Genomic DNA, 25,758 nt, shown 5'->3' with positions numbered 1-25,758 from the left:
CGATGTTCGCCGACTCGGCCAAAGCCCAGGCACTGGCGCAACAGATGGACCTGCTTGAGCGCAAACTGCGCCTGAAAGCCCTGCGTGCACAGCGCTTGGAGTTGTATAGCTTGAGCCGTCACCACCAGATTGGTGATGACGTGCTGCGCGAAGTGTTGGCCGAGCTGGATATGAGTGAGGCGAATTTGGGATCGCTGAACTAAGCCCCAAGGGCTCTATCGGTTTTTAGGGTACAGCGCACTGATGAACTGTTTGTCGGTTTCTGTCAATTCATTGTTCTCGGGTGTGGGCATGCCGTTAGTGAAGTACTCCCCCGGCATGCTGTAGTGCATGATTGAGCGCGGGTCATTCTGAGAAGAATAAATCTGGCGAGGATCAAATTTTTTCAGTATTTGCTCGTCAGCCTCTTTCCTGGGTTGTTTGTAGCGATCGTGCTCTTTATAGACGTTTTCTGCTTTGAACTCCAAAGTCCGGTAGGGATGTTGGTGTTCATGCTTCAAACCCAAGGCATGGCCGAACTCATGCGCCACAGTCTGGCTGGTTTTTGTAACCAGGCCGTGTGCAAAACCGATAATCATTGTGGGCTTGTGAGCGGGAACCCTCTTCGCATTTACGCCGGCTGCCGATGAGCCCCCATAGGAGTTATTGTCCCCTGCAATCCTGATGTCGGCGTCGGGTGATTGGGTGAACTCAAACGTCAGATTGACGTGAGGCGCCCACTTATTGATGTTGTTTTTGGTGAATTGCTCCTGCTCAGGCGTCATGCCAATCAACGAAATCTTGAGTGTCGAGTTTTGTGGCCAAAGGTCCGCAGGGAAGGCCACGCCACGTTTTTTCCTGCTGAGTTCGGATGTTTCCGGCGCTTGGTTGTTGTAGGCATGCTCAAGGGCGGCGGGTGTTGGATAGGCGGTAGGGTTGATGCTCAAAATGCACGGCCTCGCTGACGAAGGGAGTTTGGAAACCGTGTAGTGGTGCTGTTTGAGGGAAACGTTCCAACAAAGGAGTAGCTGAATGCCTGTGGCACTGTAGGAAATGCCCAGCACCCGCACTGCATTGCGCAGTGCGGGCTTGTTTCATTATTGATGACGCTGAATAAACGCGCGAATCCGCTCCGCGGCTTCAACACACTCCGCCAACGGCGCAACCAACGCCAGGCGCACGCGTCCTGCACCCGGGTTGAAACCGTCGACTTCACGGGACAGGTACGAACCCGGCACCACCGTCACATGTTCTTCCACGAATAGATCCCGGCAGAACGCCGCGTCGTCGCCATTTACATTCGGCCACAGATAGAACCCGCCATCCGGGTTTTGTACGTCCAGCACTGGTTTGAGGATCGCCAATACGGCGTCGAACTTCTCGCGGTACAGGTCACGGTTGGCCAGCACATGGGCTTCGTCCTGCCAGGCGGCGATGCTGGCCAGTTGGGTTTGTACCGGCATGGCGCAGCCGTGGTAGGTGCGGTACAGCAGGAAGGCCTTGAGGATGTCGGCGTCACCCGCCACAAAACCCGAGCGCAAGCCTGGCAGGTTGGAGCGCTTGGACAGGCTGTGGAACACCACGCAACGCTTGAAGTCCTGGCGACCCAGTTCGACGCAGGCGCTCAGCAGGCCGGGCGGCGGGGTCTGTTCGTCGAAGTACAGTTCGCTGTAGCACTCGTCGGCGGCGATGACGAAGTCATATTCGTCGGCCAGGGCGATGAGTTTTTTCAGGGTTTCGACCGGGATCAGCGCGCCGGTGGGGTTGCCCGGGGAGCACAGGAACAGGATCTGGCAGCGTTTCCAGATATCCGGCGAGACCGCATCGAAATCCGGGTTGAAGCCGTTGGCATCCAGGCAAGGCAGGTAGTGCGGCTTGGCCCCGGCCAGGAACGCTGCGCCTTCGTAGATCTGGTAGAACGGGTTGGGGCTCACCACCAGGGCGTCGTCCCCACGATTGACCACGGTCTGGGTGAAGGCAAACAGCGCTTCACGGGTGCCGTTGACCGGCAGGATGTTGCGCGCAGGGTCCAGCCAGCTCTTGGGCACGTTGAAGCGGCGTTCGCACCAGGCGCCGATGGACTCGCGCAGCGCCGGGATGCCCAGGGTCGTGGGGTACACCGCCATCTGGTCGAGGTTGTTGCTCAGTGCCTCGGCGACGAACGCCGGAGAGGTGTGCTTGGGTTCGCCAATGGACAGCGCGATCGGGCGTTTGTCCGGGTTCGGCGTGACGCCGCCCAGCAGGGCGCGCAGTTTCTCGAACGGGTAGGGCTGTAGCTGGTTCAGGGCGTTGTTCATGTAAGCCTCTATGGCGGTGTACACAGACCCTGTGGGAGCTGGCTTGCCTGCGAAGGCATCGCCGCGGTGTACCTGCGGGACCGTGGCGCCCGCATCGCAGGCAAGCCAGCTCCCACAGGGGTTGTGTTTACACAGTTAAATAATCAAATGGTCAGGCGCATAGGCTCGGCGCCGGGCTCCTGAGTCACACTCAATTGCTGCACGATGGCTTCCTGCAAGCGCAGGCACAGCTCCGGGTCGGACAGCGGCTGGTTGTCGGCGTCCGTGATGAAGAACACGTCTTCCACGCGTTCGCCGAGGGTCGCAATCTTGGCGTTCTGCAACGACAGGTCGAACTCCAGGAAAATCCCGCCGATACGTGCCAGCAGCCCTGGGCGGTCCGGTGCGCTGAGTTCCAGCACGGTGACCGGGCGCTGGGCGTCGTTGGAAATGGTGACCTGGGGCGCAAACGCAAAGTGCTTTAGCTGGCGCGGTACCCGGCGCTGGATGATGGTCGGGTAGTCGTCAGGGTTGCGCAGGGCCTCGGTAAGGCCTTCGCGGATCTTGTTCACCCGCACCGGGTTATCACCGATCGAGTCGCCATCGGTGTCGAGCACAATGTAGGTGTCGAGGGTGAATTGGCTGCTGGAGGTGATGACCCGTGCGTCATGGATGTTCAGGTTGAGCTGGTCCATGGCCGCCACGGTCACGGCGAAGAAGTCATGTTGGTCGGGGGCGTAGATGAAGATCTGCGTGCCGCCTTCGAATTCGCGCTGGGTGGTTTCCTTGATCAGCACCAGCGGGCCGCCATCGGCTGGCTGCTGCAGGATCGCATCCGTGTGCCAGGCCACATCACCGGCGGTGTGGCGCAGGAAGTAATCGTCGCCCAGTTGCGACCACAGCTGTTCGACGTCGTCCGGATCGTTGCCGCCGCGTACCAGGATATCCAGCGCCGCGTTTTGGGTGCGACGGATCTGCTCTTCGCGGTCCACCGGGTTTTCCAGGCCACGGCGCAAGGCGCGCTTGGTCTCGGTGTAGAGTTGGCGCAGCAGGCTGGCGCGCCAGGAGTTCCACAGCGTGGGGTTGGTGGCGTTGATGTCGGACACGGTCAGCACATAGAGGTAGTCCAGGCGGATTTCATCGCCGACGATCTGTGCGAAGTCGTGGATCACCTGCGGGTCCGACAAGTCCTTGCGTTGGGCAGTGGTGGACATCATCAGGTGGTTCTGCACCAGCCAGACGATCAGGCGACTGTCCCACTGCGGGAGCTGATGGCGCTGGCAGAAGGCCTCTGCATCCACGGCACCGATGTCCGAATGGTCGCCGTGGCGGCCTTTGCCGATGTCATGGTACAGGCCGGCCATATACACCAGCTCGGGCTTGGGCAGCTTGGCCATCAGCTTGCTGGCCAGCGGGAATTTTTCTGACACCTGGGTGTACTGCAGCTTCCGCAGGTGCTTGATGAGGTTCAGGGTGTGGGCGTCCACGGTATAGATGTGGAACAGGTCGTGCTGCATCTGCCCGACGATAAAACCGAACTCCGGCAGGTAGCGCCCGAGAATGCCGTAGCGATTCATACGGCGCAGGTTGCGGTGAATGCCGATCTTGCACTTGAACAGCTCGACGAACAGGCTGGTGTTGCGGATGTCGTTGCGGAAGTCGTCGTCGATCAGGTGACGGTTCTCGCGCAGCAGGCGGATGGTGTCGGCGCGCACGCCCTTGATTTCCGGCTGCTGGGCCATCAACACGAAGATTTCCAGCATGGCGAACGGGGTGCGGCGGAACACGTTGTCGTTGCGCGCCTCGATATAGCCGTCGTGGAGTTGGAAGCGCGCGTTGATCGGTTGTGGCGGTGCTTCGTCTTCCGGTGCCAGGATCACTTCTTCGAAGTGCTGGATGATCAGGTCGCTGAGCTGGGCAATGCTCATGACCACCCGGTAGTACTGCTGCATGAAGCTTTCGATGCTGGTCTTGGCGTCTTCGCCGGTAAAACCCAGCAAGCTGGCAATCGAGCGCTGGTGATCGAACAGCAGGCGGTCTTCAGAGCGTCCGGCCAGCATGTGCAAGGCGTAGCGCACTTTCCACAGAAACTCCTGGGACGACGCCAGCAGGGCATTTTCGCTTTCCACCAGGAAACCTTCGCCGGCCAGTGCCCGCAGGTTCAGCGTGCCGTACTGGCGACGGGCGACCCACAGGATGGTCTGGATGTCCCGCAGCCCGCCGGGCGAGCCTTTGACGTTGGGTTCCAGGTTGTATTCGGTGTCGTTGTACTTGTGGTGCCGAGTCTTCTGCTCGGCACGCTTGGCCAGGAAGAAATCCTTGCTCGGCCACATGTGTTCGGTGCTGGTGACTTCGAGCATGCGCTGACGCAGGTGCTCGGGGCCGGCAATAGTGCGGCTCTCCATCAGGTTGGTGATGACGGTGAGGTCGGCGCGGGCCTCTTCGGCGCACTCCTCCACGGATCGTACGCTCTGGCCAACTTCCAGGCCTATGTCCCACAGCAATGTCAGAAAGCGCTCGATGGAGTCACGAAAGATCTCGTGGTCGGCGCTGTCCAGCAGGATCAGCAGATCGATGTCGGAGTAGGGGTGCAATTCGCCACGACCATAGCCGCCGACGGCCACCAGGGCGATATCGGCATCTTCGCTCCAACTGAACTGTTCCCAGGCCTTTTGCAGGATGTTATCGACGAACCAGGCGCGGTCCTCGATCAGCCGGCGAATCTCCCGGCCCTGGCGAAAGCGCTCGTCGAGTACTTCGCGGGCCTGGCGGATGGCTTTCTTGAAGGCGGCGATAGGGCTCGCCTTCAGGGCCAGCTCGGCCTGGAACTGGCCACGGTCGAAGAGTTCCGGATCCACTTGCGGCATCGATCGGTTTTCCTTTCTATCTATAGGTCATTCACAGGGTTACGGGAAAACCGAAGCAAGCATCACGCCGAAACGCGTGGAATCGTGTCGTCAGCGCGCAAGGTGAAGATCTCGTAGCCGGTTTCGGTGACCAGCAGCGTGTGTTCCCACTGAGCCGAGAGCTTGCGGTCCTTGGTGATGGCGGTCCAGCCGTCGCCCAGTACCTTGGTGTCGGCCTTGCCCTGGTTGATCATCGGCTCGATGGTGAAGGTCATGCCCGCTTTCAGCTCCATGCCGGTACCGGCACGACCGTAGTGCAGGATTTGCGGTTCTTCGTGGAACACGGTGCCGATGCCGTGACCGCAGAACTCACGGACTACCGAGAAACCGTTCTTTTCTGCATGCTTCTGGATCACTTCGCCGATGTCCCCAAGACGGCAGCCGGGCTTGACGATTTCGATGGCCTTGTACATGCATTCCTGGGTCACCTGGGACAGGCGCTCGGCCCAGACCGGCACGGTGCCGACGTGGAACATGCGGCTGGTATCGCCGAAGTAGCGGTCCTTGATTACGGTGACGTCGATGTTCAGGGTGTCGCCGTCCTTCAGGGGCTTGTCACCGGGAATCCCGTGGCAGACCACGTGGTTGACCGAAGTGCAGATCGACTTGGGGAAACCTTTGTAGTTCAGCGGGGCAGGAATGGCGCCCTGTACGTTGACGATGTAGTCGTGGCAAATCTGGTTCAGGGTCTCGGTGGTGACGCCGGGCTTGACGTGTTCGGCGATCATTTCCAGCACGTCGGCAGCCAGTTTGCCGGCGATGCGCATGCCGGCAATGTCTTCGGCGGTTTTCAAACTTACGGTCATACAGGCTCTCTCTAGCGCGACGCGCTGAAATCAATACGGTTTACGGGCGTGCGACAAAAGGTTACAGAATTCGCAGAAGCCACAAAAAACGCGATTCTAGCAGACGACGGCGGCAAATCATGAGCGTCTGATCATCGCTTCTCTCTATAAGCTTAGGGCGTGTTGGCTCTATTCAAGGGGTTGCACTGACTGCGTTCATGCGCGATGTGATTGCGGGTTTCGTTTTTACACTTGCTGTGGTATAAAATGCGCCGCTTTCCGGGGATGCCTCCGGGAAGCTTAAATCCACACACGTGTCGACACGATGACCTGGGTGCCGGAGGCTTTTAAGCCGCTGGTTGGTCATTGGGATACGTGGAGGCCAAACCCGACTTATTAAGGAACTATCATGTCCCAAGTCAACATGCGCGATATGCTGAAGGCCGGTGTGCACTTCGGTCACCAGACCCGTTACTGGAACCCGAAAATGGGCAAGTACATTTTCGGTGCGCGCAACAAGATCCACATCATCAACCTTGAAAAAACCCTGCCAATGTTCAACGAGGCACTGACCTTCGTAGAGCGTCTGGCCCAGGGCAAAAACAAGATTCTGTTCGTCGGCACCAAGCGTTCCGCTGGCAAGATCGTTGCTGAAGAAGCAGCACGTTGCGGTTCGCCGTACGTCGATCACCGCTGGTTGGGCGGCATGCTGACCAACTTCAAGACCATCCGTGCTTCCATCAAGCGTCTGCGTGACCTTGAAGTGCAAGCCGAAGACGGTACTTTCGCCAAGCTGACCAAGAAAGAGGCGCTGATGCGCACTCGCGATCTGGAAAAGCTGGACCGTTCGCTGGGCGGTATCAAGGACATGGGCGGTCTGCCAGACGCACTGTTCGTGATCGACGTTGACCACGAGCGCATCGCAATCACCGAAGCCAACAAGCTGGGCATCCCGGTCATCGGCGTAGTCGATACCAACAGCAGCCCGGAAGGCGTTGACTACATCATCCCAGGCAACGATGACGCCATTCGCGCCATCCAGCTGTACATGGGTTCGATGGCTGACGCTGTTATCCGTGGTCGCAACAATGTTGGTGGCGGCACCGAAGTCTTCGCTGAAGAAGCTCAGGCTGCAGCTGAGTAATTGACGCCCTGGCGTTGACTCAGTAAGCGAAAAGGGGGCTTTGCCCCCTTTTTGCCACCTCGAAAACCATTTGTCATTGCGCGCCGGTTGCACGCCGCTCTCCGTGTTGTAACAGGCAGTCGCTACAAGGTATTTCGGGAAGAATTGAACGCCCGTTTGCTCGGGTGGAATGGTTGAAAACCTATCCAAGAGGATTTTGAAATGGCAGAGATTACTGCAGCGTTGGTTAAAGAACTGCGTGAGCGTACCGGCGAAGGCATGATGGATTGCAAAAAGGCTTTGACCAAAGCCGGCGGCGACATCGAAAAAGCCATCGACGATATGCGTGCTTCCGGCGCCATCAAGGCTGCCAAGAAAGCCGGTAACGTGGCTGCTGAAGGCGCTATCGCCGTCAAGGCTGACGCCAAGTCCGCCGTGATTCTGGAAGTGAACTCGCAGACCGACTTCCTGGCCCTGCAAGACGACTTCAAAAACTTCGTTAACGAAAGCGTTGAACAGGCTTTCGCTGACAAGCTGACCGACGCTGCTCCGCTGATCGCTTCCCGTGAAGCTGCTCGTGAAGCGCTGGTTGCCAAAGTGGGCGAGAACGTCAACATCCGTCGTCTGACCCGTATCGAAGGTGACGTAGTTGGTGCTTACCTGCACGGCAACAAGATCGGCGTAGTTGTGGCTCTGAAAGGCGGCGACGTCGAGCTGGCCAAAGACATCGCGATGCACGTTGCGGCAAGCAACCCAGAGTTCCTGCTGCCGTCGGAAGTTTCGGCTGAAGCGATCGAGCGTGAAAAAGCTGTATTCCTGCAGCTGAACGAAGAAAAAATCAAAGGCAAGCCTGAGAACATCGTCGCCAACATGGTTGACGGTCGTATCAAGAAGTTCCTGGCTGAAGCGAGCCTGGTCGAGCAGGCGTTCGTCAAGAACCCTGAAATCAAGGTTGGCGAACTGGCCAAGAAAGCCGGTGCTGAAATCGTTTCCTTCACTTACTACAAAGTAGGCGAAGGCATCGAGAAGCCGGTCGACAACTTCGCTGAAGAAGTTGCTGCCCAGCTGGCTGCTGCCAAGCAGTAAGACAGGTTTAAACTGTCGCCCAAAAGAGGCTGCCCGCTCACGCGCGCAGCCTCTTTTCAAATGGGGTAACCGGTTTTATTCGGAAACCCTGCGGAACTGGCTTACAAAGCCATGTTCCAGATGGCGCTGGTACAGTGTCCAGCTAGAGTGAACGCAGGCCGTAAAACGGTTTGCCAAGAATTTTTGATTAAACGCCGCAGGAGAGATTCGCAATGGCTCAGCAGGGCAGTGGCTATCAGGCTCGCTATAAACGCATTCTACTCAAGCTTAGCGGCGAGGCCCTGATGGGCTCGGAAGAGTTCGGGATCGATCCCAAGGTGCTCGACCGCATGGCGCTGGAAGTCGGCCAACTGGTAGGGATCGGCGTACAAGTCGGCCTGGTGATCGGCGGCGGTAACCTGTTCCGTGGTGCAGCGCTCAGCGCCGCCGGCATGGACCGTGTAACCGGTGACCACATGGGCATGCTCGCAACCGTGATGAACGGTCTGGCCATGCGCGATGCGCTGGAGCGTGCGAATATCTCCGCCATCGTGATGTCGGCCATTTCCATGGTGGGCGTGACCGATCACTATGATCGTCGCAAAGCCATGCGTCACCTGAACTCCAAAGACGTAGTAATCTTTGCCGCCGGTACCGGCAACCCGTTCTTCACCACCGACTCGGCAGCCTGCCTGCGTGCCATCGAAATCGATGCGGACGTGGTGCTCAAGGCCACCAAGGTCGACGGTGTCTACACTGCCGATCCATTCAAGGACCCGCATGCCGAGAAGTTCGATCATCTGACCTACGATGAAGTACTGGATCGCAAGCTGGGTGTGATGGACCTGACGGCAATCTGCCTGTGCCGCGACCACAAGATGCCGCTGCGCGTATTTAACATGAACAAGCCCGGCGCCCTGCTGAATATCGTACACGGCGGCGCGGAAGGGACTCTGATCGAGGAAGGCGAAGAATGATCAACGAAATCAAGAAAGACGCTCAGGCGCGCATGCAGAAATCCCTGGAGTCTCTGAACCACGCATTCGGCCAGATTCGTACCGGCAAGGCGCACCCGAGCATTCTGGGGAGTGTGATGGTGCCTTACTACGGTTCCGATACCCCGCTGAAAAACGTGGCCAACGTCACCGTAAAAGACTCCCAGACCCTTCAGGTCGTGCCGTTCGAGCGCAACATGCTGGGCGCCATCGATAAAGCCATCGGCAGCGCGGGCTTGAACCTCAACCCGACCAACCTGGGCGAGTTGCTGTTGATCAACATGCCGCCGCTGACTGAAGAAACCCGCAAGGGCTTCACCAAGCAGGCCCGTGCCGCTGCTGAAGATGCGCGTGTTGCCGTGCGCAACATTCGTCGTGATGCGTTGGGTGATCTGAAGAAGCTGTCCAAGGACAAGGAAATCAGTGAAGACGAAGAGCGCCGTGCAGGTGCCGAGATCGACAAGCTGATCAAGGATGTCGAGGCCCAGATCACCAAAGCCACTGAAGATAAGGAAAAGGACCTGATGGCCGTATAAGGGGTCAGGACGCCTTCATGGAAAAGACCAAGCAGACTGTGCCCTCGGTGGTGCCGCGCCATGTCGCGATCATCATGGATGGGAATAATCGCTGGGCGAAAAAACGCTTTATGCCGGGTGTTGCCGGGCATAAAGCGGGTGTCGATGCGGTGCGGGCGGTGATCGAAGTGTGCGCCGAGGCCAAGGTCGAAGTGTTGACCTTGTTCGCGTTCTCCAGTGAAAACTGGCAGCGGCCGGCTGACGAGGTCAGTGCCTTGATGGACCTGTTTTTCAAGGCGCTGCGCCGTGAGGCCAAGCGCTTGAACGATAACAACATCAGCCTGCGCATCATCGGTGACCGCTCGCGCTTCCACCCGGAACTGCAGGCCGCGATGCGTGAAGCCGAGGCGATCACGGCTGGCAGCAACCGTTTTGTGCTGCAGATCGCGGCCAATTACGGTGGTCAGTGGGATATCGCCCAGGCCGCGCAGCGTCTGGCCCGCGAAGTGCAGGCCGGTCATCTGCGGCCGGACGACATTACGCCCGAACTGTTGCAGACCTGTCTGGTAACCGGTGACCTGCCGTTGCCGGACTTGTGCATCCGTACCGGCGGCGAACACCGCATCAGCAATTTCCTGTTGTGGCAGTTGGCCTATACCGAGCTGTACTTCTCCGACCTGTTCTGGCCGGACTTCAAACACGATGCCATGCGCACTGCGCTGGCCGATTTCGCTTCTCGCCAGCGTCGCTTCGGTAAAACGAGCGAGCAGGTCGAAGCTGGAGCCCGGGTTTAATGCTGAAACAACGAATCATCACTGCCCTGATCCTTCTGCCGATTGCCCTGTGCGGGTTTTTCCTGCTCGACGGTTCCAGCTTTGCGCTGTTCATCGGTCTGGTCGTGACCCTGGGGGCCTGGGAGTGGGCCCGTCTGGCGGGCTTCAGCGCACAGTTGCCGCGAGTGGTGTACGCCGCTGTCGTGGCCTTCCTGCTGTTTCTGATGCATACCTTGTCGAGCATCATCGTACCTTGGGTGCTGGGAGCGGCAGTGCTGTGGTGGGCGCTGGCGACCTTCCTGGTGCTGACCTATCCGCGCACGAGCAGCCAATGGTCCAGTGTGGCCAGCAAATTGGTAATTGGTTTGTTGATTCTGCTGCCGGCCTGGCAAGGGTTGGTGGAGATCAAGAACGCACCGATGGGCAACTGGTTGATCATGGCGGTGATGGTGCTGGTCTGGGGGGCCGATATCGGCGCGTATTTCTCCGGCCGTGCCTTTGGCAAACGCAAGCTGGCGCCGGCGGTGAGCCCGGGCAAGAGTTGGGAGGGTGTCTACGGCGGCTTGGCGTTGACTCTGGTCATCACGTTGGTGGTCGGCTTCGTGCGTGGCTGGCCGGTGCATGAAATGCTGCTGGCACTGCTGGGGACGGCGGTCGTCGTGTTCGTTTCCGTGGTGGGCGACCTGACTGAAAGCATGTTCAAGCGCCAGGCGGGGATCAAGGACAGCAGTAATCTGCTGCCCGGTCACGGTGGCGTGTTGGACCGCATCGACAGCCTCACTGCCGCCATTCCGATCTTCGCCGTACTGCTGTGGATGACTGCTCCATGAGCCGCTTGCAACAAGTCACCGTATTGGGGGCTACGGGTTCTGTCGGCTTGAGCGCCCTGGATGTGATTGCCCGTCATCCCGAGCGCTACCAGGTGTTTGCGCTCACCGGCTTCACGCGTCTGAGCGAGCTGCTGGCCTTGTGCGTGCGCCACGCGCCGCGTTTCGCTGTCGTGCCTGAAGCGACTACTGCGCAAGGCTTGCAGAATGATCTACGGGCAGCCGGCCTTGCGACGCAGGTGTTGGTGGGCGAGGAGGGGCTGTGCCAGGTCTCGGCCGATGCCGAGGTCGACACCGTGGTGGCGGCCATTGTCGGCGCCGCCGGGTTGCGTCCGACCCTGGCCGCGGTCGATGCCGGCAAGAAGATCCTGCTGGCCAACAAAGAAGCGCTGGTCATGTCCGGCGCGCTGTTTATGCAGGCCGTGCGCAAGAGCGGTGCGGTATTGCTGCCGCTCGACAGCGAACACAATGCGATCTTCCAGTGCATGCCGGGCGATTTTGCGCGCGGATTGAGCAAGGTGGGTGTGCGCCGGATCCTGCTCACGGCTTCGGGCGGCCCGTTCCGGAAAACCCCGTTGGTCGAGCTTGAACATGTGTCGCCGGACCAGGCGTGTGCGCACCCCAACTGGTCCATGGGGCGCAAGATTTCCGTGGACTCGGCGAGCATGATGAACAAGGGGTTGGAGCTGATCGAGGCCTGTTGGCTGTTCGATGCGCGCCCTGACCAGGTCGAAGTGGTGATCCACCCACAAAGTGTGATTCATTCCCTGGTCGACTATGTAGATGGCTCCGTACTGGCGCAATTGGGCAATCCCGACATGCGCACACCCATTGCCAACGCCCTGGCGTGGCCGGAGCGTATCGATTCCGGTGTGGCGCCCCTGGATCTGTTTGCCGTTGCGCGCCTGGATTTCGAGGCGCCGGACGAACAGCGCTTCCCTTGTCTGCGCCTGGCACGTGAGGCGGCGGAGGCCGGCAACAGTGCGCCGGCGATGCTCAACGCGGCCAATGAGGTGGCGGTGGCGGCGTTTCTCGAACGGCGCATCCGCTTTCCGCAGATCGCGAGTATCATCGAGGACGTGCTGGGCCGGGAGCCGGTCGTGGCTGTCAATGAACTGGGCGCGGTGTTCGAGGCGGATGCCAAGGCTCGGACGCTCGCCGAACAATGGCTGAACCGCAACGCGCGTTAGCCTGTGGGTGCATCAGCACTCTCAGGCACTGGATTGAAATGCGGAGAAATTAGATGAGTGCGCTCTACATGATTGTCGGCACCCTGGTTGCTCTGGGTGTGCTGGTTACCTTCCACGAATTCGGCCACTTCTGGGTGGCACGTCGTTGCGGCGTCAAGGTACTGCGCTTTTCCGTCGGTTTCGGCATGCCGTTGCTGCGTTGGCATGACCGCCAGGGCACCGAATTCGTGATCGCTGCGATTCCGCTGGGTGGCTACGTCAAGATGCTTGATGAGCGCGAAGGCGAAGTGCCTGCGGATCAGTTGGACCAGTCCTTCAATCGCAAGACCGTTCGTCAGCGTATCGCCATTGTTGCCGCCGGCCCGATCGCCAACTTCCTGTTGGCGCTGGTGTTCTTCTGGGTGCTGGCGATGCTGGGCAGCCAGCAGGTACGTCCGGTCATCGGCGCCGTCGAAGCGGATAGCATTGCGGCCAGGGCGGGCTTGGCGGCCGGGCAGGAAATTGTTTCCATTGATGGCGAGCCGACCACAGGATGGGGCGCAGTCAATCTGCAGCTGGTCCGTCGCCTGGGTGAGAGCGGCAGCGTCAATGTGGTGGTTCGTGAGCAGGACTCGACCGCTGAAAGCCCGCGGGAGCTGGCACTGAATCAATGGCTGAAAGGGGCTGACGAGCCTGATCCGATCAAATCCCTGGGGATTCGTCCGTGGCGTCCGGCCTTGCCGCCGGTGCTGGCCGAACTCGACCCTAAAGGCCCGGCCCAGGCGGCAGGCCTGAAAACCGGTGATCGCCTCTTGGCCCTGGATGGCCAGGCGCTGGGAGACTGGCAGCAAGTGGTCGACCTGGTGCGTGTACGCCCTGATACCAAAATTGTGCTGAAAGTCGAGCGTGAGGGTGCTCAAATCGACGTCCCCGTGACCCTGTCGGTGCGTGGGGAAGCCAAGGCGGCCGGGGGGTATCTGGGCGCGGGGGTGAAAGGCGTCGAGTGGCCACCATCGATGGTGCGTGAGGTCAGTTTCGGGCCGTTGGCGGCGATTGGCGAAGGTGCGCGACGCACGTGGACCATGAGTGTGCTGACCCTCGAATCCCTCAAGAAAATGTTGTTCGGTGAGCTCTCGGTAAAAAACTTGAGTGGACCGATAACCATTGCTAAAGTGGCGGGCGCTTCTGCCCAGTCGGGTGTCGCGGATTTCCTGAATTTCCTGGCTTATCTGAGTATTAGCCTGGGGGTTCTGAATTTGTTGCCCATTCCTGTACTGGATGGGGGGCATCTGTTGTTTTATCTGGTCGAGTGGGCGCGTGGTCGTCCCTTGTCGGATCGGGTGCAGGGTTGGGGGATACAGATCGGTATCAGTTTGGTGGTCGGGGTGATGTTGTTAGCCCTGGTCAACGATCTGGGACGACTGTAACGCTTCGCTGAATTGCGAATCTGCCGCATTTTGCGGCAGTTTGTTTATTGCCAGTTGGAATAAGAAAGGACTTCATGAAACGTCTGCTGCTAACTGCGGTTCTCACCGTATTGATGATCGCCGAAGTTCACGCCGAGTCCTTCACCATCTCCGATATTCGCGTCAATGGCCTCCAGCGGGTTTCCGCGGGTAGCGTCTTTGGTGCATTACCGTTGAACGTCGGTGAACAGGCTGATGACCGCCGCCTGGTGGAATCCACTCGTGCGCTGTTCAAAACCGGTTTCTTTCAGGACATCCAACTGGGTCGTGAAGGCAACGTCCTGGTGATCACCGTCGTCGAGCGGCCTTCCGTCGCCAGCATCGAGATCGAAGGCAACAAGGCGATTTCGACTGAAGACTTGATGAAAGGTCTCAAACAATCCGGCCTGGCCGAAGGTGAGATTTTCCAGCGCGCCACCCTTGAAGGTGTGCGTAATGAGCTGCAGCGCCAGTATGTTGCCCAGGGTCGCTATTCCGCGAGCGTGGAAACCGAAGTGGTCCCGCAGCCGCGTAACCGTGTTGGCCTGAAGGTCAAGATCAATGAAGGTACCGTGGCGGCCATCCAGCACATCAACGTGGTGGGCAACACCAAGTTCGCGGATGAGGACCTGATCGACCTGTTCGAACTCAAGACCACCAACTGGTTGTCGTTCTTCAAGAACGATGACAAGTACGCCCGTGAAAAACTCTCCGGTGACCTGGAGCGTCTGCGTTCCTATTACCTGGACCGTGGCTATATCAACATGGATATCGCTTCGACCCAGGTGTCCATCACCCCGGACAAGAAACACGTCTACATCACTGTCAACGTCAACGAAGGCGAGAAGTACAAGGTTCGTGACGTGAAACTCAGCGGCGACCTGAAGGTGCCTGAGGACCAGGTCAAGTCCCTGTTGCTGGTACAGAAGGACCAGGTGTTCTCGCGCAAGCTGATGACCACCACCTCCGAGCTGATCACGCGCCGCCTGGGTAACGACGGTTATACCTTTGCCAACGTCAATGGCGTGCCGACTCCGCACGACGAAGACCACACCGTGGACATCACCTTCGTCGTCGATCCAGGCAAACGCGCCTACGTGAACCGTATCAACTTCCGTGGCAACACCAAGTCCGCCGACGAAGTGCTGCGCCGTGAAATGCGCCAGATGGAAGGTGGCTGGGCGTCGACTTACCTGATCGACCAGTCCAAGACCCGTCTGGAGCGCCTGGGCTTCTTCAAGGAAGTCAACGTCGAAACCCCGGCCGTGCCCGGCGTGGATGACCAGGTTGACGTGAACTACGCCGTTGAAGAGCAGGCGTCGGGTTCCATCACCGCCAGTGTCGGCTTCGCACAGAGTGCGGGTCTGATCCTCGGTGGTTCGATCACCCAGAACAACTTCCTCGGTACCGGTAACAAGGTTTCCATCGGCCTGACCCGAAGCGAGTACCAGAGCCGCTATAACTTCGGTTATGTTGACCCCTACTGGACTGCCGACGGCGTGAGCCTGGGCTACAACGCCTTCTATCGCACCACCGACTACAAAGACCTCGACGTTGACGTTGCAAGCTACGCAATCGACAGCCTCGGCGCCGGTGTGAACATCGGTTACCCGATCAGCGAAACCTCGCGTCTGACCTTCGGTCTGACCGCGCAGCAGGACGAGATCAAGACCGGTGTCTACACCGTGGACGAAATCTTCGACTTCACCCGCAAAGAGGGCGACAAGTTCCTGAACTTCAAGGCGTCTGCCGGTTGGTCCGAGTCGACCCTGAACAAAGGCGTGTTGGCTACCCGTGGTCATTCCCAGAGCCTGACGCTGGAAGCCACGACGCCTGGCAGCGACCTGTCGTTCTTCAAACTCGACTACCGTGGCCAGTTGTTCGCACCGTTGAGCGATAACTACACCATGCGCCTGCACACCGAATTGGGTTATGGCGATGGTTATGGTTCCACCAATGGTCTACCGTTCTACGAGAACTACTACGCGGGTGGTTTCAACTCCGTACGTGGTTTCAAGGACAGCACCCTGGGTCCTCGTGGTACGCCAAGTCGTGGTGTGGGTGTAACGGGTAACCGCGGTACTGTGGCCGACTCCGACAACGACCCGCTGCCGTTCGGTGGTAACGTGCTGATCCAGGGCGGTGCGGAAATCCTGTTCCCGCTGCCGTTCGTGAAGGATCAGCGTTCCCTGCGTACTTCGTTGTTCTGGGACGTGGGTAACGTGTTCGACTCCAAGTGCGAGCAGATCACCAACCCGAGTGGTGTACGGTCCAATACTCAGTGCAACGACGTGAGCTTCAGCAACATGGCGAGCTCCGTGGGTATCGGTGTTACATGGGTGACCGCGCTGGGTCCGTTGAGCTTTGCTCTGGCCATGCCGATCAAGAAACCGGATGACGCTGAAACCCAGATTTTCCAATTCTCCCTCGGCCAGACGTTCTAAGCGTCTGACCCAAGATAACGACAACGGATTTTGTAGGAGTACATCGTGCGTAAGTTGACTCAATTGGTTCTGCTGGCCACCGTGCTGGTAACCACCCCGGCCTTCGCCGAAATGAAGATCGCTGTCCTGAATTATCAGATGGCCTTGCTGGAGTCCGACGCGGCCAAGAAGTACGCCGTGGATGCCGAGAAAAAATTCGGCCCGCAACTGACCAAGCTCAAAACCCTGGAAAGCAGCGCCAAGGGCATCCAGGATCGCCTGGTAGCCGGTGGCGACAAAATGCAGCAAGGCGAGCGTGAGCGTCTGGAGCTTGAGTTCAAGCAAAAGGCCCGCGACTATCAGTTCCAGTCCAAGGAACTGAACGAAGCCAAAGCTGTTGCCGACCGCGAAATGCTGAAGCAGCTCAAGCCAAAACTGGACAGTGCAGTGGAAGAAGTCATCAAGAAAGGTGCCTTTGACCTGGTGTTCGAGCGTGGCGCCGTGATCGACGTCAAGCCTCAATACGACATCACCCGTCAGGTGATCGAGCGCATGAACCAGCTGAAGTAAGCCATGACTGCGACTATCAAGCTCGGCGAGTTGGCCGAGTTCCTGGGGGCTGACTTGCGCGGCTCCCCGGAGAAGGAAATCACTGGGCTAGCCACCTTGCAGGAGGCTGGCCCAGCTCAGTTGAGCTTCCTCGCAAACCCTCAATACCGTAAATACCTGGTCGACAGCCAAGCCGCAGCCATACTGCTGAAGGCCGCTGACGCCGAAGGGTTTGCCGGGGATGCGCTGGTGGTGGCCGATCCGTATCTGGCGTACGCCCGGGTGTCCCATCTGTTCGACCCGAAACCCAAGGCGGCTGGCGGTATTCATCCTTCGGCGGTGATCGCCGAGGATGCCCAGGTTGACCCAGCAGCCAGCATTGGTGCTTATGCGGTGATCGAAAGCGGCGCACGCATTGCGGCCGGTGTCACGATTGGCGCCCATTGCTTCATTGGTGCGCGTTGTGAAATCGGTGCCGATGGCTGGCTCGCCCCTCGTGTGACCCTGTACCACGATGTGCGTATCGGGCAGCGGGTGGTCATTCAGTCGGGCGCAGTGATCGGTGGTGAAGGTTTCGGCTTTGCCAATTCGAAGGGCATCTGGAACAAGATTGCCCAGGTCGGAGGCGTCCTGATCGGCGACGACGTGGAAATCGGCGTGAACACAGCCGTTGATCGGGGGGCCCTGGCCGATACCGTGATCGGCAACGGTGTGAAGCTCGACAACCAGATCCAGATCGCGCACAACGTGCAGATCGGTGATCACACTGCCATGGCCGCGTGCGTGGGCATTTCCGGCAGCACCAAAATCGGCAAGCACTGCATGCTCGCCGGTGGTGTAGGGCTGGTGGGGCACATCGATATCTGCGACAACGTATTCATCACCGGCATGACCATGGTGACCCACTCGATTACCGAGCCGGGGGCCTATTCTTCCGGTACTGCCATGCAGCCCGCAGCTGAATGGCGCAAGAGCGCAGCACGTTTGAGGCAGATCGACGACATGGCTCGACGTCTCAAACAGCTGGAAAAGCGTGTTGGGGACGTGACCCCTGGCGGTAATGCTTCATCAGAAGGCTGATACCATTTCCATATCAAGTGTGCACAGCCGCTAGACTGCCTCCTTGATTTGCTAGCGGGGCGTGCTCTCAGTTCGCCCGCCCCCAATTTTTATTACAGGCTTCCCCCCGAAATGATGGACATCAACGAGATTCGCGAATACCTGCCTCACCGTTACCCGTTCCTGCTGGTGGACCGTGTAGTGGACCTCAATGTCGAGGAAAAGCGCATTCGTGCCTACAAGAATGTCAGCATCAACGAACCGTTCTTCAACGGTCATTTCCCTGCGCATCCCATCATGCCGGGCGTTCTGATCATTGAGGCGATGGCCCAGGCTGCCGGTATCCTTGGTTTCAAAATGCTCGACCTCAAGCCTGCCGACGGCACGCTGTATTATTTCGTGGGCTCCGACAAGTTGCGCTTTCGCAACCCGGTCACCCCGGGTGACCAGTTGATCCTGGAAGCCAAGTTCATCAGCTGCAAGCGCCAGATCTGGAAGTTCGAGTGCCAGGCCTCGGTGGATGGCAAGCCGGTGTGCTCCGCAGAAATCATCTGCGCGGAACGCAAACTATGAGTTTGATTGACCCTCGCGCAATCATCGATCCGTCGGCCGTACTGGCCGCCGACGTTGAGGTCGGCCCTTGGTCGATCATCGGCGCAGGTGTGGAAATCGGCGAGGGGACTGTCATCGGGCCACACGTGATCCTCAAAGGTCCGACCCGCATTGGCAAACACAATCGCATCTACCAGTTCTCCTCGGTAGGCGAAGACACCCCGGACATGAAGTACAAGGGTGAGGAAACACGCCTGGTCATCGGTGACCACAACATCATCCGTGAAGGCGTGACCATTCATCGTGGCACCGTTCAAGACCGCGCCGAGACCACGCTGGGTGATCACAACCTGGTCATGGCCTATGCGCATATCGGCCACGACAGTGTGATCGGCAACCACTGCATCCTGGTCAACAACACCGCGTTGGCGGGCCATGTGCATGTTGATGACTGGGCGATCCTGTCCGGTTTCACGCTGGTGCATCAGTACTGCCATATCGGCGCCCACAGCTTTTCCGGCATGGGGACCGCCATTGGCAAGGACGTTCCGGCGTTCGTCACGGTATTCGGCAACCCGGCCGAAGCGCGCAGCATGAACTTCGAAGGCATGCGCCGTCGCGGTTTCAGCGAAGAGGCGATCCACGCCTTGCGCCGTGCTTACAAAGTGGTTTATCGCCAGGGACTGACCGTCGACCAGGCATTGGCTGAATTGGCCGAGCCGTCAGTGCAGTTCCCGGAAGTCGCGGTGTTCCGTGACTCGATCCAGGCGTCGACCCGCGGCATCACCCGCTGATCATGTCCAATCTTCGTATCGCGTTGGTGGCTGGAGAGGCTTCCGGCGATATCCTGGGGGCGGGTCTCATGCGGGCCCTCAAGGCCCGTCATCCGGCGGTAGAGTTCATTGGCGTCGGTGGCCCGCTGATGCAAGCCGAAGGCCTCACCTCCTACTTCCCCATGGAGCGTTTGTCGGTCATGGGCCTGGTGGAAGTGCTGGGTCGCCTGCGTGAGCTGCTGGCCCGCCGCAAGCTGTTGATCCAGACACTCATTGAAGAAAAGCCCGATGTCTTCATTGGCATCGATGCGCCGGACTTCACCCTGAACATCGAGCTCAAGCTGCGTCAGGCCGGGATCAAGACCGTGCATTACGTCAGCCCGTCCGTGTGGGCGTGGCGGCAGAAGCGCGTGTTGAAGATTCGCGAAGGTTGCGACCTGATGCTGACCCTGCTGCCTTTCGAAGCCAGGTTCTACGAAGAAAAAGGCGTGCCGGTGCGATTTGTCGGGCATACCCTGGCCGATGCCATCCCATTGCAGGCTGACCGCGCGGCGGCACGGGCCGAACTCGGCCTGCCCGACGGTCCGCTCGTCGCATTGATGCCGGGCAGTCGAGGGGGTGAAGTCGGTCGCCTGGCGAGCGTGTTTTTTGATGCTGCCGAACGTCTGCAAGCCCTGAAGCCTGGCGTGCGGTTCGTACTGCCTTGTGCCAGCCCGCAACGCCGGGCCCAGATCGAGACGCTGTTGGAAGGCCGCAACCTGCCATTGGCCCTGCTCGACGGCCAGTCGCATCTGGCGCTGGCAGCGTGCGATGCCGTACTGATCGCCTCGGGCACCGCCACCCTCGAAGCCTTGCTGTACAAGCGCCCGATGGTTGTGGCCTACCGACTGGCGCCGCTGACCTTCTGGATTCTCAAGCGCATGGTCAAGAGCCCCTATATTTCACTGCCCAACCTGCTGGCCCAGCGGTTGCTGGTGCCGGAGCTGTTGCAGGACGACGCGACGCCCGAGGCTCTGGCGCAGACCTTGCTGCCACTGATCGATGGCGGCGAAGAGCAGACCCGCGGTTTTGACGACATCCATCGCACCCTGCGTCGCGACGCGTCCAATCAGGCAGCGGATGCCGTACTGACTCTGATCGGCCAACAGGAGGCCCTATGACCACGCAAATGGGCCTGGATTTCAGTCTGGTAGCCGAGGCCCACGAGTTGGTCGCCGGCGTTGATGAAGTCGGACGCGGCCCGTTGTGCGGTGCCGTGGTCACCGCGGCGGTGATTCTCGACCCGAACCGCCCGATCCTGGGGCTTAACGACTCGAAAAAGCTCACTGAAGCACGCCGTGAAAAGCTTTTTGACGAAATCTGTGAAAAGGCCTTGAGTTGGCACATCGCTCGGGCCGAAGTCGAAGAAATCGACGAACTGAACATCCTTCATGCCACCATGCTGGCGATGCAGCGGGCAGTGGAAGGCCTGCACATCACGCCAAAAATGGCGATGATCGACGGCAACCGCTGCCCGAAGCTGGCGATGCCGGCGGAGGCGGTGGTGAAGGGCGACAGCAAGGTGCCGGCCATCGCGGCGGCGTCGATTCTGGCGAAGGTCAGCCGTGATCGCGAAATGGCGGCGTTCGAGCTGATCTATCCTGGGTACGGCATCGGTGGTCATAAAGGCTACCCGACGCCCGTTCATCTGGAAGCCCTGGCCCGTCTGGGCCCGACGCCGATCCACCGCCGCTCGTTCGCCCCGGTGCGCCAGGCTTACGAGGTGCGTGAGAGCCTCAGCGAGGTTTAGCCGCAAGGCTGATGTTTTTGCCAAGGCCCGGTACAATCCCGGGCCTTGTTGTTTCCACGTTCAAGACAGGATCACTATGCCGGCTTCATTCGTTCACCTGCGCCTGCACACTGAATACTCCCTGGTCGACGGCCTGGTGCGGATCAAGCCGCTGGTCAAAACCCTGGTGGGCATGAACATGCCTGCGGTCGCGGTTACCGATCAGAACAACATGTGTTCCCTGGTCAAGTTCTACAAGACCGCCATGGGCGGCGGCATCAAGCCGATCTGTGGTGCTGACTTGTGGCTGTCCAACAAAGACCCGGAAAACCCCCTGAGTCGCATCAGCCTGCTGGCGATGAATGCTGTGGGCTATCGCAACCTTACCGAGCTGATTTCCCGGGGCTTCATCGACGGTCAACGCAACGGTTCGATCATCATCGAGCGCGAGTGGGTGGCCGAGGCCAGCGAAGGTCTGATCATGCTGTCGGCGGCCAAAGAAGGCGAGATCGGCATCGCCTTGCTGGGGGGGAACCCGCAAGAGGCCGAGGTGCTGGCGCGGGAGTGGATGCAGGTCTTCCCTGATCGTTTCTACCTGGAGATTCAGCGCACCAATCGCCCGAACGACGAAGAACACCTGCACGCCGCTGTTGCCCTGGCCGACACGCTGGGCGCACCGCTGGTGGCGACCAATGATGTGCGCTTCATCAAGAAAGAAGACTTCGAGGCCCACGAAACCCGCGTCTGCATCGGCGAAGGCCGGGCCCTGGATGACCCGCGCCGTTCGAAAAACTACAGCGAAGAGCAATACCTCAAAAGCGCCGAAGAAATGGCCGAGTTGTTCAGCGACTTGCCCGAGGCCCTGGAAAACTCCGTCGAAATTGCCAAGCGTTGCAATATCGAAGTGAAGCTGGGCAAGCACTTCCTGCCCAACTTCCCGATTCCCGATGGCATGACCATCGACGAGTATTTCCGCAAGGTGTCCTTCGATGGCCTGGACGAGCGCCTTGAGGTGTTGCTGCCCAAGGACACCACCGAGGACTATGACGCCAAGCGCCAGGTGTATATCGACCGGTTGAATTTCGAGCTGGATATCATCATCCAGATGGGCTTTCCCGGCTACTTCCTGATCGTGATGGACTTCATCCAGTGGGCCAAGAACAACGGCGTGCCGGTAGGCCCGGGCCGGGGGTCGGGTGCCGGCTCGCTGGTGGCCTATGTACAGAAGATCACCGACCTCGACCCGCTGGAATATGACCTGCTGTTCGAACGCTTCCTCAACCCGGAACGGGTATCGATGCCCGACTTCGACGTCGACTTCTGCATGGATGGTCGTGACCGGGTGATCGAGTACGTGGCCGAGAAATACGGCCGCAACGCGGTGAGCCAGATCATCACCTTTGGTTCCATGGCGGCCAAGGCGGTGATCCGTGACGTGGCGCGGGTGCAGGGCAAGTCCTATGGCCTGGCCGACCGCCTCTCGAAGATGATTCCGTTCGAAGTCGGCATGACTCTGGAGAAAGCCTACGAGCAGGAAGAAATCCTGCGCGACTTCATCAAGGTCGATGAGGAGGCTGCTGAAATCTGGGACATGGCGCGCAAGCTCGAGGGCGTTGTGCGTAACGTGGGTAAACACGCTGGTGGCGTGGTGATCGCGCCGACCAAGCTCACCGACTTTTCGCCGATCTATTGCGATGAAGAAGGCGATGGTCTGGTCACCCAGTTCGACAAGGACGATGTAGAGGCTGCCGGTCTGGTGAAGTTCGACTTCCTGGGCCTGCGGACCCTGACCATCATCGACTGGGCACTCAAGACCATCAACCGCGACCGTGCCAAGGCCAATGAAGCGCCGCTGGACATCGCGTTCATTCCGCTGGACGACAAACCGACCTATTCGCTGCTGCAAAAAGCTGAAACCACGGCGGTGTTCCAGCTTGAATCCCGGGGCATGAAAGAGCTGATCAAAAAGCTCAAGCCCGACTGCCTGGAAGACTTGATCGCACTGGTGGCTCTGTTCCGTCCGGGCCCTTTGCAATCGGGCATGGTGGATGACTTCATCAACCGCAAGCACGGACGTGCGGAGCTTGCGTATCCGCATCCGGATTATCAGTACGACGGTCTGCAGCCGGTACTGGCGCCGACCTACGGCATCATTCTGTATCAGGAACAGGTGATGCAGATTGCCCAGGTCATGGCGGGTTATACCCTCGGTGGCGCGGACATGCTGCGCCGGGCCATGGGTAAAAAGAAACCCGAGGAGATGGCCAAGCAACGCGGTGGTTTCATCGAGGGCTGCGCGAGCAACAATATCGACGCGGACCTGGCGGGTAACATCTTCGACCTGGTGGAAAAGTTCGCCGGTTATGGCTTCAACAAATCTCACTCCGCCGCCTACGGCCTGGTGTCTTACCAGACGGCGTGGTTGAAAGCGCACTACCCGGCGCCGTTCATGGCGGCGGTACTGTCGGCGGATATGCACAACACCGACAAGGTCGTGACCTTGATCGAAGAAGTGCGCACCATGAAGCTGCGTCTCGATGCGCCGGACGTGAACGCCTCCGAGTTCAAGTTCACGGTTAACGAAGAGGGCCGCATCATTTATGGCCTGGGCGCGATCAAGGGCGTAGGCGAGGGGCCGGTGGAAGCCATCACCGAGGCGCGCCAGGATGGGCCGTTCAAGGACCTTTTCGACTTCTGCGCGCGGGTTGACCTGAAACGCATCAACAAACGAACCCTCGACGGCTTGATCCGCAGCGGCGCACTTGACCGTCTCGGTCCGTATTTTCATGATGAGCCGAAAGCTTACCAGGCCAATATCGACCGCAACCGTGCCGTGTTGCTTGCGGCCATGGAAGAAGCGATCAAGGCTGCCGAGCAGACCGCCCGCACCCACGACAGCGGGCACGCCGACCTGTTTGGCGGGTTGTTCGTCGAAGAAGATGCGGATGTGTACGGTAACCACCGCAAGGCCAAGGAACTGACCCTCAAGGAGCGCCTCAAGGGCGAAAAAGACACCTTGGGCCTGTACCTCACCGGTCACCCGATTGACGAATACGAAGGCGAGATTCGCCGTTTCGCCCGTCAGCGCATCATCGACTTGAAACCGGCACGGGATACCCAGACCGTCGCCGGCATGATCATCGCCCTGCGGGTCATGAAAAATAAAAAGGGCGACAAGATGGGCTTTATCACCCTCGATGACCGCTCCGGCCGTATCGAAGCGTCGTTGTTTGCCGACGCCTTCCATTCCGCCCAGTCGTTGTTGCAGACTGATGCCATGGTGGTGGTGGAAGGGGAGGTCAGTAACGATGATTTCTCCGGGGGCCTGCGCCTGCGCATCAAGCGGGTGATGAGCATGGAAGATGCACGCACCAACCTGGCCGAAAGCCTGCGCCTTAAGGTCAAGACCGAAGCGCTCAAGGGCGATCAGCTACGCTGGTTGGGCGACCTGCTCAAGCGCCACCGTGGCGCATGCCCGGTGACCATGGAGTACACCGGCAACGACGCCAAGGCCATGTTGCAGTTTGGCGAGACCTGGCGAATTGATCCCGCCGATGGCTTGATTCAAGCTTTGCGTGACCAGTTCGGGCGAGACAACGTCTTCCTCCAATACCGTTGACGGTCAGAGATGTCTGACCTCGACTGAATATTTAATCTCGACCTAACCGCGCCTCTCCCTTAAGGTAGGGCGCGAATAGACCACCGGCTGGCCAGGCATACCTGGCCGTCGACCCAAGACGGACGCTTATGAACCCGAATTTTCTTGATTTCGAACAGCCGATCGCTGACCTGCAAGCCAAGATCGAAGAGCTGCGCCTGGTCGGCAATGACAATTCGCTGAACATCGGCGATGAGATCGCCCGCCTGCAAGACAAGAGCAGCACGCTCACCGAAGACATCTTCGGCAAGCTGACCAGCTGGCAGATCGCGCGCCTGGCCCGCCACCCGCGCCGTCCGTACACCCTGGATTACATTCAGCATATCTTCACCGAGTTCGACGAGTTGCACGGCGACCGCCATTTCTCCGACGACGCCGCCATTGTGGGCGGTATCGCCCGCCTGGACGACCAGCCGGTGATGGTGATCGGTCACCAGAAAGGCCGTGAAGTGCGCGAGAAAGTACGTCGCAACTTCGGCATGCCGCGTCCGGAAGGCTACCGCAAGGCCTGCCGCCTGATGGAAATGGCCGAGCGCTTCAAGATGCCGATCCTGACGTTCATCGACACGCCGGGCGCTTATCCGGGGATCGACGCCGAGGAGCGCAACCAGAGTGAAGCGATCGCCTGGAACCTGCGCGTCATGGCACGCCTGAAAACCCCGATCATCGCCACCGTGATTGGTGAAGGTGGTTCCGGCGGTGCATTGGCTATTGGTGTCTGTGACCAACTGAACATGCTGCAATATTCGACCTACGCGGTGATTTCGCCGGAAGGTTGTGCCTCGATCCTGTGGAAAACCGCAGAAAAGGCTCCGGATGCCGCTGAAGCCATGGGCATTACCGCCGAGCGCCTCAAGGGCCTGGGCATCGTCGACAAAGTGATCGCCGAGCCTCTGGGCGGCGCCCACCGTGATCCGGCAGCCGCTGCCGCGACCATCCGTGCCGAACTGGGTTCGCAACTGGCAATGCTCAAGAAGCTGGATAACGAAGCGCTGCTGGCCCGTCGTTATGAGCGCCTTATGAGCTACGGTCTCTAAGACCTGCGCAATACCCCAATGTGGGAGCTGGCTTGCCTGCGATAGCATCACCTCGGCGCAACTGCGAAACCGAGACGATGC

Annotated in this window: 21 protein-coding genes and 1 pseudogene; 18 read left to right on the top strand and 4 right to left on the bottom strand. The window is 59.3% G+C overall.

Features of this window, described 5'->3' with window-relative positions:
- Positions 1 to 2: 2 nt before the first annotated feature.
- Positions 3 to 203: pseudogene (locus ACW9IN_RS05695) on the top strand (Na+/H+ antiporter); the annotation flags it as partial.
- A 12-nt stretch (positions 204 to 215) separates the two neighbouring features.
- On the opposite strand, the gene ACW9IN_RS05690 reads toward ACW9IN_RS05695, so the two are convergent.
- The 4 genes from ACW9IN_RS05690 to map all read right to left on the bottom strand — a co-directional run bounded on the left by ACW9IN_RS05690 (position 216) and on the right by map (position 5,967).
- Positions 216 to 926: a M12 family metallopeptidase gene (locus ACW9IN_RS05690; protein WP_457364953.1), complete on the bottom strand. Its 711-nt coding sequence runs from the start codon at positions 924 to 926 to the stop codon at positions 216 to 218.
- A 150-nt stretch (positions 927 to 1,076) separates the two neighbouring features.
- Positions 1,077 to 2,276, bottom strand: a complete 1,200-nt coding sequence (gene dapC, locus ACW9IN_RS05685; RefSeq protein ID WP_457364952.1) for a succinyldiaminopimelate transaminase — start codon at positions 2,274 to 2,276, stop codon at positions 1,077 to 1,079.
- 143 nt (positions 2,277 to 2,419) lie between these two features.
- Positions 2,420 to 5,122, bottom strand: coding sequence for a [protein-PII] uridylyltransferase (locus ACW9IN_RS05680; protein WP_457364951.1), 2,703 nt, complete (start codon positions 5,120 to 5,122; stop codon positions 2,420 to 2,422).
- Between the two features lie 62 nt (positions 5,123 to 5,184).
- Positions 5,185 to 5,967, bottom strand: coding sequence for a type I methionyl aminopeptidase (map, locus tag ACW9IN_RS05675; protein ID WP_012722594.1), 783 nt, complete (start codon positions 5,965 to 5,967; stop codon positions 5,185 to 5,187).
- Between the two features lie 388 nt (positions 5,968 to 6,355).
- Here map and rpsB point away from each other — a divergent pair, with 388 nt between their 5' ends.
- The 17 genes from rpsB to ACW9IN_RS05590 all read left to right on the top strand — a co-directional run bounded on the left by rpsB (position 6,356) and on the right by ACW9IN_RS05590 (position 25,677).
- Positions 6,356 to 7,090 (top strand): 30S ribosomal protein S2, encoded by a 735-nt coding sequence (gene rpsB / locus ACW9IN_RS05670; RefSeq protein ID WP_457364950.1) that lies wholly within the window; start codon positions 6,356 to 6,358, stop codon positions 7,088 to 7,090.
- A 201-nt stretch (positions 7,091 to 7,291) separates the two neighbouring features.
- A complete protein-coding gene (tsf, locus tag ACW9IN_RS05665) occupies positions 7,292 to 8,155 on the top strand; it encodes a translation elongation factor Ts (protein ID WP_457364949.1) in 864 nt (287 codons plus the stop codon).
- Positions 8,156 to 8,367: 212 nt separating this feature from the next.
- Positions 8,368 to 9,111 carry a UMP kinase gene (gene pyrH, locus ACW9IN_RS05660; protein WP_457364948.1) on the top strand — a complete coding sequence of 248 codons (744 nt, stop codon included), beginning with the start codon at positions 8,368 to 8,370 and terminating at the stop codon, positions 9,109 to 9,111.
- Complete coding sequence (gene frr, locus ACW9IN_RS05655) at positions 9,108 to 9,665, top strand: ribosome recycling factor (protein WP_457364947.1); 558 nt, start codon at positions 9,108 to 9,110, stop codon at positions 9,663 to 9,665. The genes pyrH and frr overlap by 4 nt, the downstream gene beginning before the upstream one ends.
- Positions 9,666 to 9,682: 17 nt before the next feature.
- On the top strand, positions 9,683 to 10,438 hold the full coding sequence (gene uppS, locus ACW9IN_RS05650; RefSeq protein WP_457364946.1) for a polyprenyl diphosphate synthase: 756 nt from the start codon (positions 9,683 to 9,685) through the stop codon (positions 10,436 to 10,438).
- A complete protein-coding gene (locus ACW9IN_RS05645) occupies positions 10,438 to 11,247 on the top strand; it encodes a phosphatidate cytidylyltransferase (RefSeq protein ID WP_457364945.1) in 810 nt (269 codons plus the stop codon). The genes uppS and ACW9IN_RS05645 overlap by 1 nt, the downstream gene beginning before the upstream one ends.
- On the top strand, positions 11,244 to 12,434 hold the full coding sequence (gene ispC, locus ACW9IN_RS05640) for a 1-deoxy-D-xylulose-5-phosphate reductoisomerase (protein WP_457364944.1): 1,191 nt from the start codon (positions 11,244 to 11,246) through the stop codon (positions 12,432 to 12,434). The genes ACW9IN_RS05645 and ispC overlap by 4 nt, the downstream gene beginning before the upstream one ends.
- 53 nt (positions 12,435 to 12,487) lie before the next feature.
- A complete protein-coding gene (gene rseP / locus ACW9IN_RS05635; protein ID WP_457364943.1) occupies positions 12,488 to 13,840 on the top strand; it encodes a sigma E protease regulator RseP in 1,353 nt (450 codons plus the stop codon).
- A gap of 74 nt (positions 13,841 to 13,914) precedes the next feature.
- Positions 13,915 to 16,302 (top strand): outer membrane protein assembly factor BamA, encoded by a 2,388-nt coding sequence (gene bamA, locus ACW9IN_RS05630; RefSeq protein ID WP_457364942.1) that lies wholly within the window; start codon positions 13,915 to 13,917, stop codon positions 16,300 to 16,302.
- Between the two features lie 45 nt (positions 16,303 to 16,347).
- A complete protein-coding gene (locus tag ACW9IN_RS05625) occupies positions 16,348 to 16,851 on the top strand; it encodes an OmpH family outer membrane protein (protein ID WP_003172279.1) in 504 nt (167 codons plus the stop codon).
- Between the two features lie 3 nt (positions 16,852 to 16,854).
- Positions 16,855 to 17,910, top strand: coding sequence for a UDP-3-O-(3-hydroxymyristoyl)glucosamine N-acyltransferase (lpxD, locus tag ACW9IN_RS05620; RefSeq protein WP_457364941.1), 1,056 nt, complete (start codon positions 16,855 to 16,857; stop codon positions 17,908 to 17,910).
- Between the two features lie 111 nt (positions 17,911 to 18,021).
- Positions 18,022 to 18,462 carry a 3-hydroxyacyl-ACP dehydratase FabZ gene (gene fabZ, locus ACW9IN_RS05615; protein WP_003172281.1) on the top strand — a complete coding sequence of 147 codons (441 nt, stop codon included), beginning with the start codon at positions 18,022 to 18,024 and terminating at the stop codon, positions 18,460 to 18,462.
- Positions 18,459 to 19,235 carry an acyl-ACP--UDP-N-acetylglucosamine O-acyltransferase gene (gene lpxA, locus ACW9IN_RS05610; protein WP_457364940.1) on the top strand — a complete coding sequence of 259 codons (777 nt, stop codon included), beginning with the start codon at positions 18,459 to 18,461 and terminating at the stop codon, positions 19,233 to 19,235. Before fabZ ends, lpxA begins: the two co-directional genes overlap by 4 nt.
- A gap of 2 nt (positions 19,236 to 19,237) precedes the next feature.
- Positions 19,238 to 20,374 (top strand): lipid-A-disaccharide synthase, encoded by a 1,137-nt coding sequence (lpxB, locus tag ACW9IN_RS05605; RefSeq protein ID WP_457364939.1) that lies wholly within the window; start codon positions 19,238 to 19,240, stop codon positions 20,372 to 20,374.
- Positions 20,371 to 21,003, top strand: a complete 633-nt coding sequence (gene rnhB, locus ACW9IN_RS05600) for a ribonuclease HII (protein WP_457364938.1) — start codon at positions 20,371 to 20,373, stop codon at positions 21,001 to 21,003. The genes lpxB and rnhB overlap by 4 nt, the downstream gene beginning before the upstream one ends.
- A 76-nt stretch (positions 21,004 to 21,079) precedes the next feature.
- Positions 21,080 to 24,601 (top strand): DNA polymerase III subunit alpha, encoded by a 3,522-nt coding sequence (gene dnaE / locus ACW9IN_RS05595; RefSeq protein ID WP_457364937.1) that lies wholly within the window; start codon positions 21,080 to 21,082, stop codon positions 24,599 to 24,601.
- 128 nt (positions 24,602 to 24,729) lie between these two features.
- Complete coding sequence (locus tag ACW9IN_RS05590; protein ID WP_457364936.1) at positions 24,730 to 25,677, top strand: acetyl-CoA carboxylase carboxyltransferase subunit alpha; 948 nt, start codon at positions 24,730 to 24,732, stop codon at positions 25,675 to 25,677.
- Positions 25,678 to 25,758 lie beyond the last annotated feature (81 nt).

It is taken from the genome of Pseudomonas sp. SDO5271_S396 (assembly GCF_054071795.1).
The sequence above is the reverse complement of the archived record's forward strand: the minus strand, read 5'-3'. Positions and strand labels throughout refer to the sequence as shown.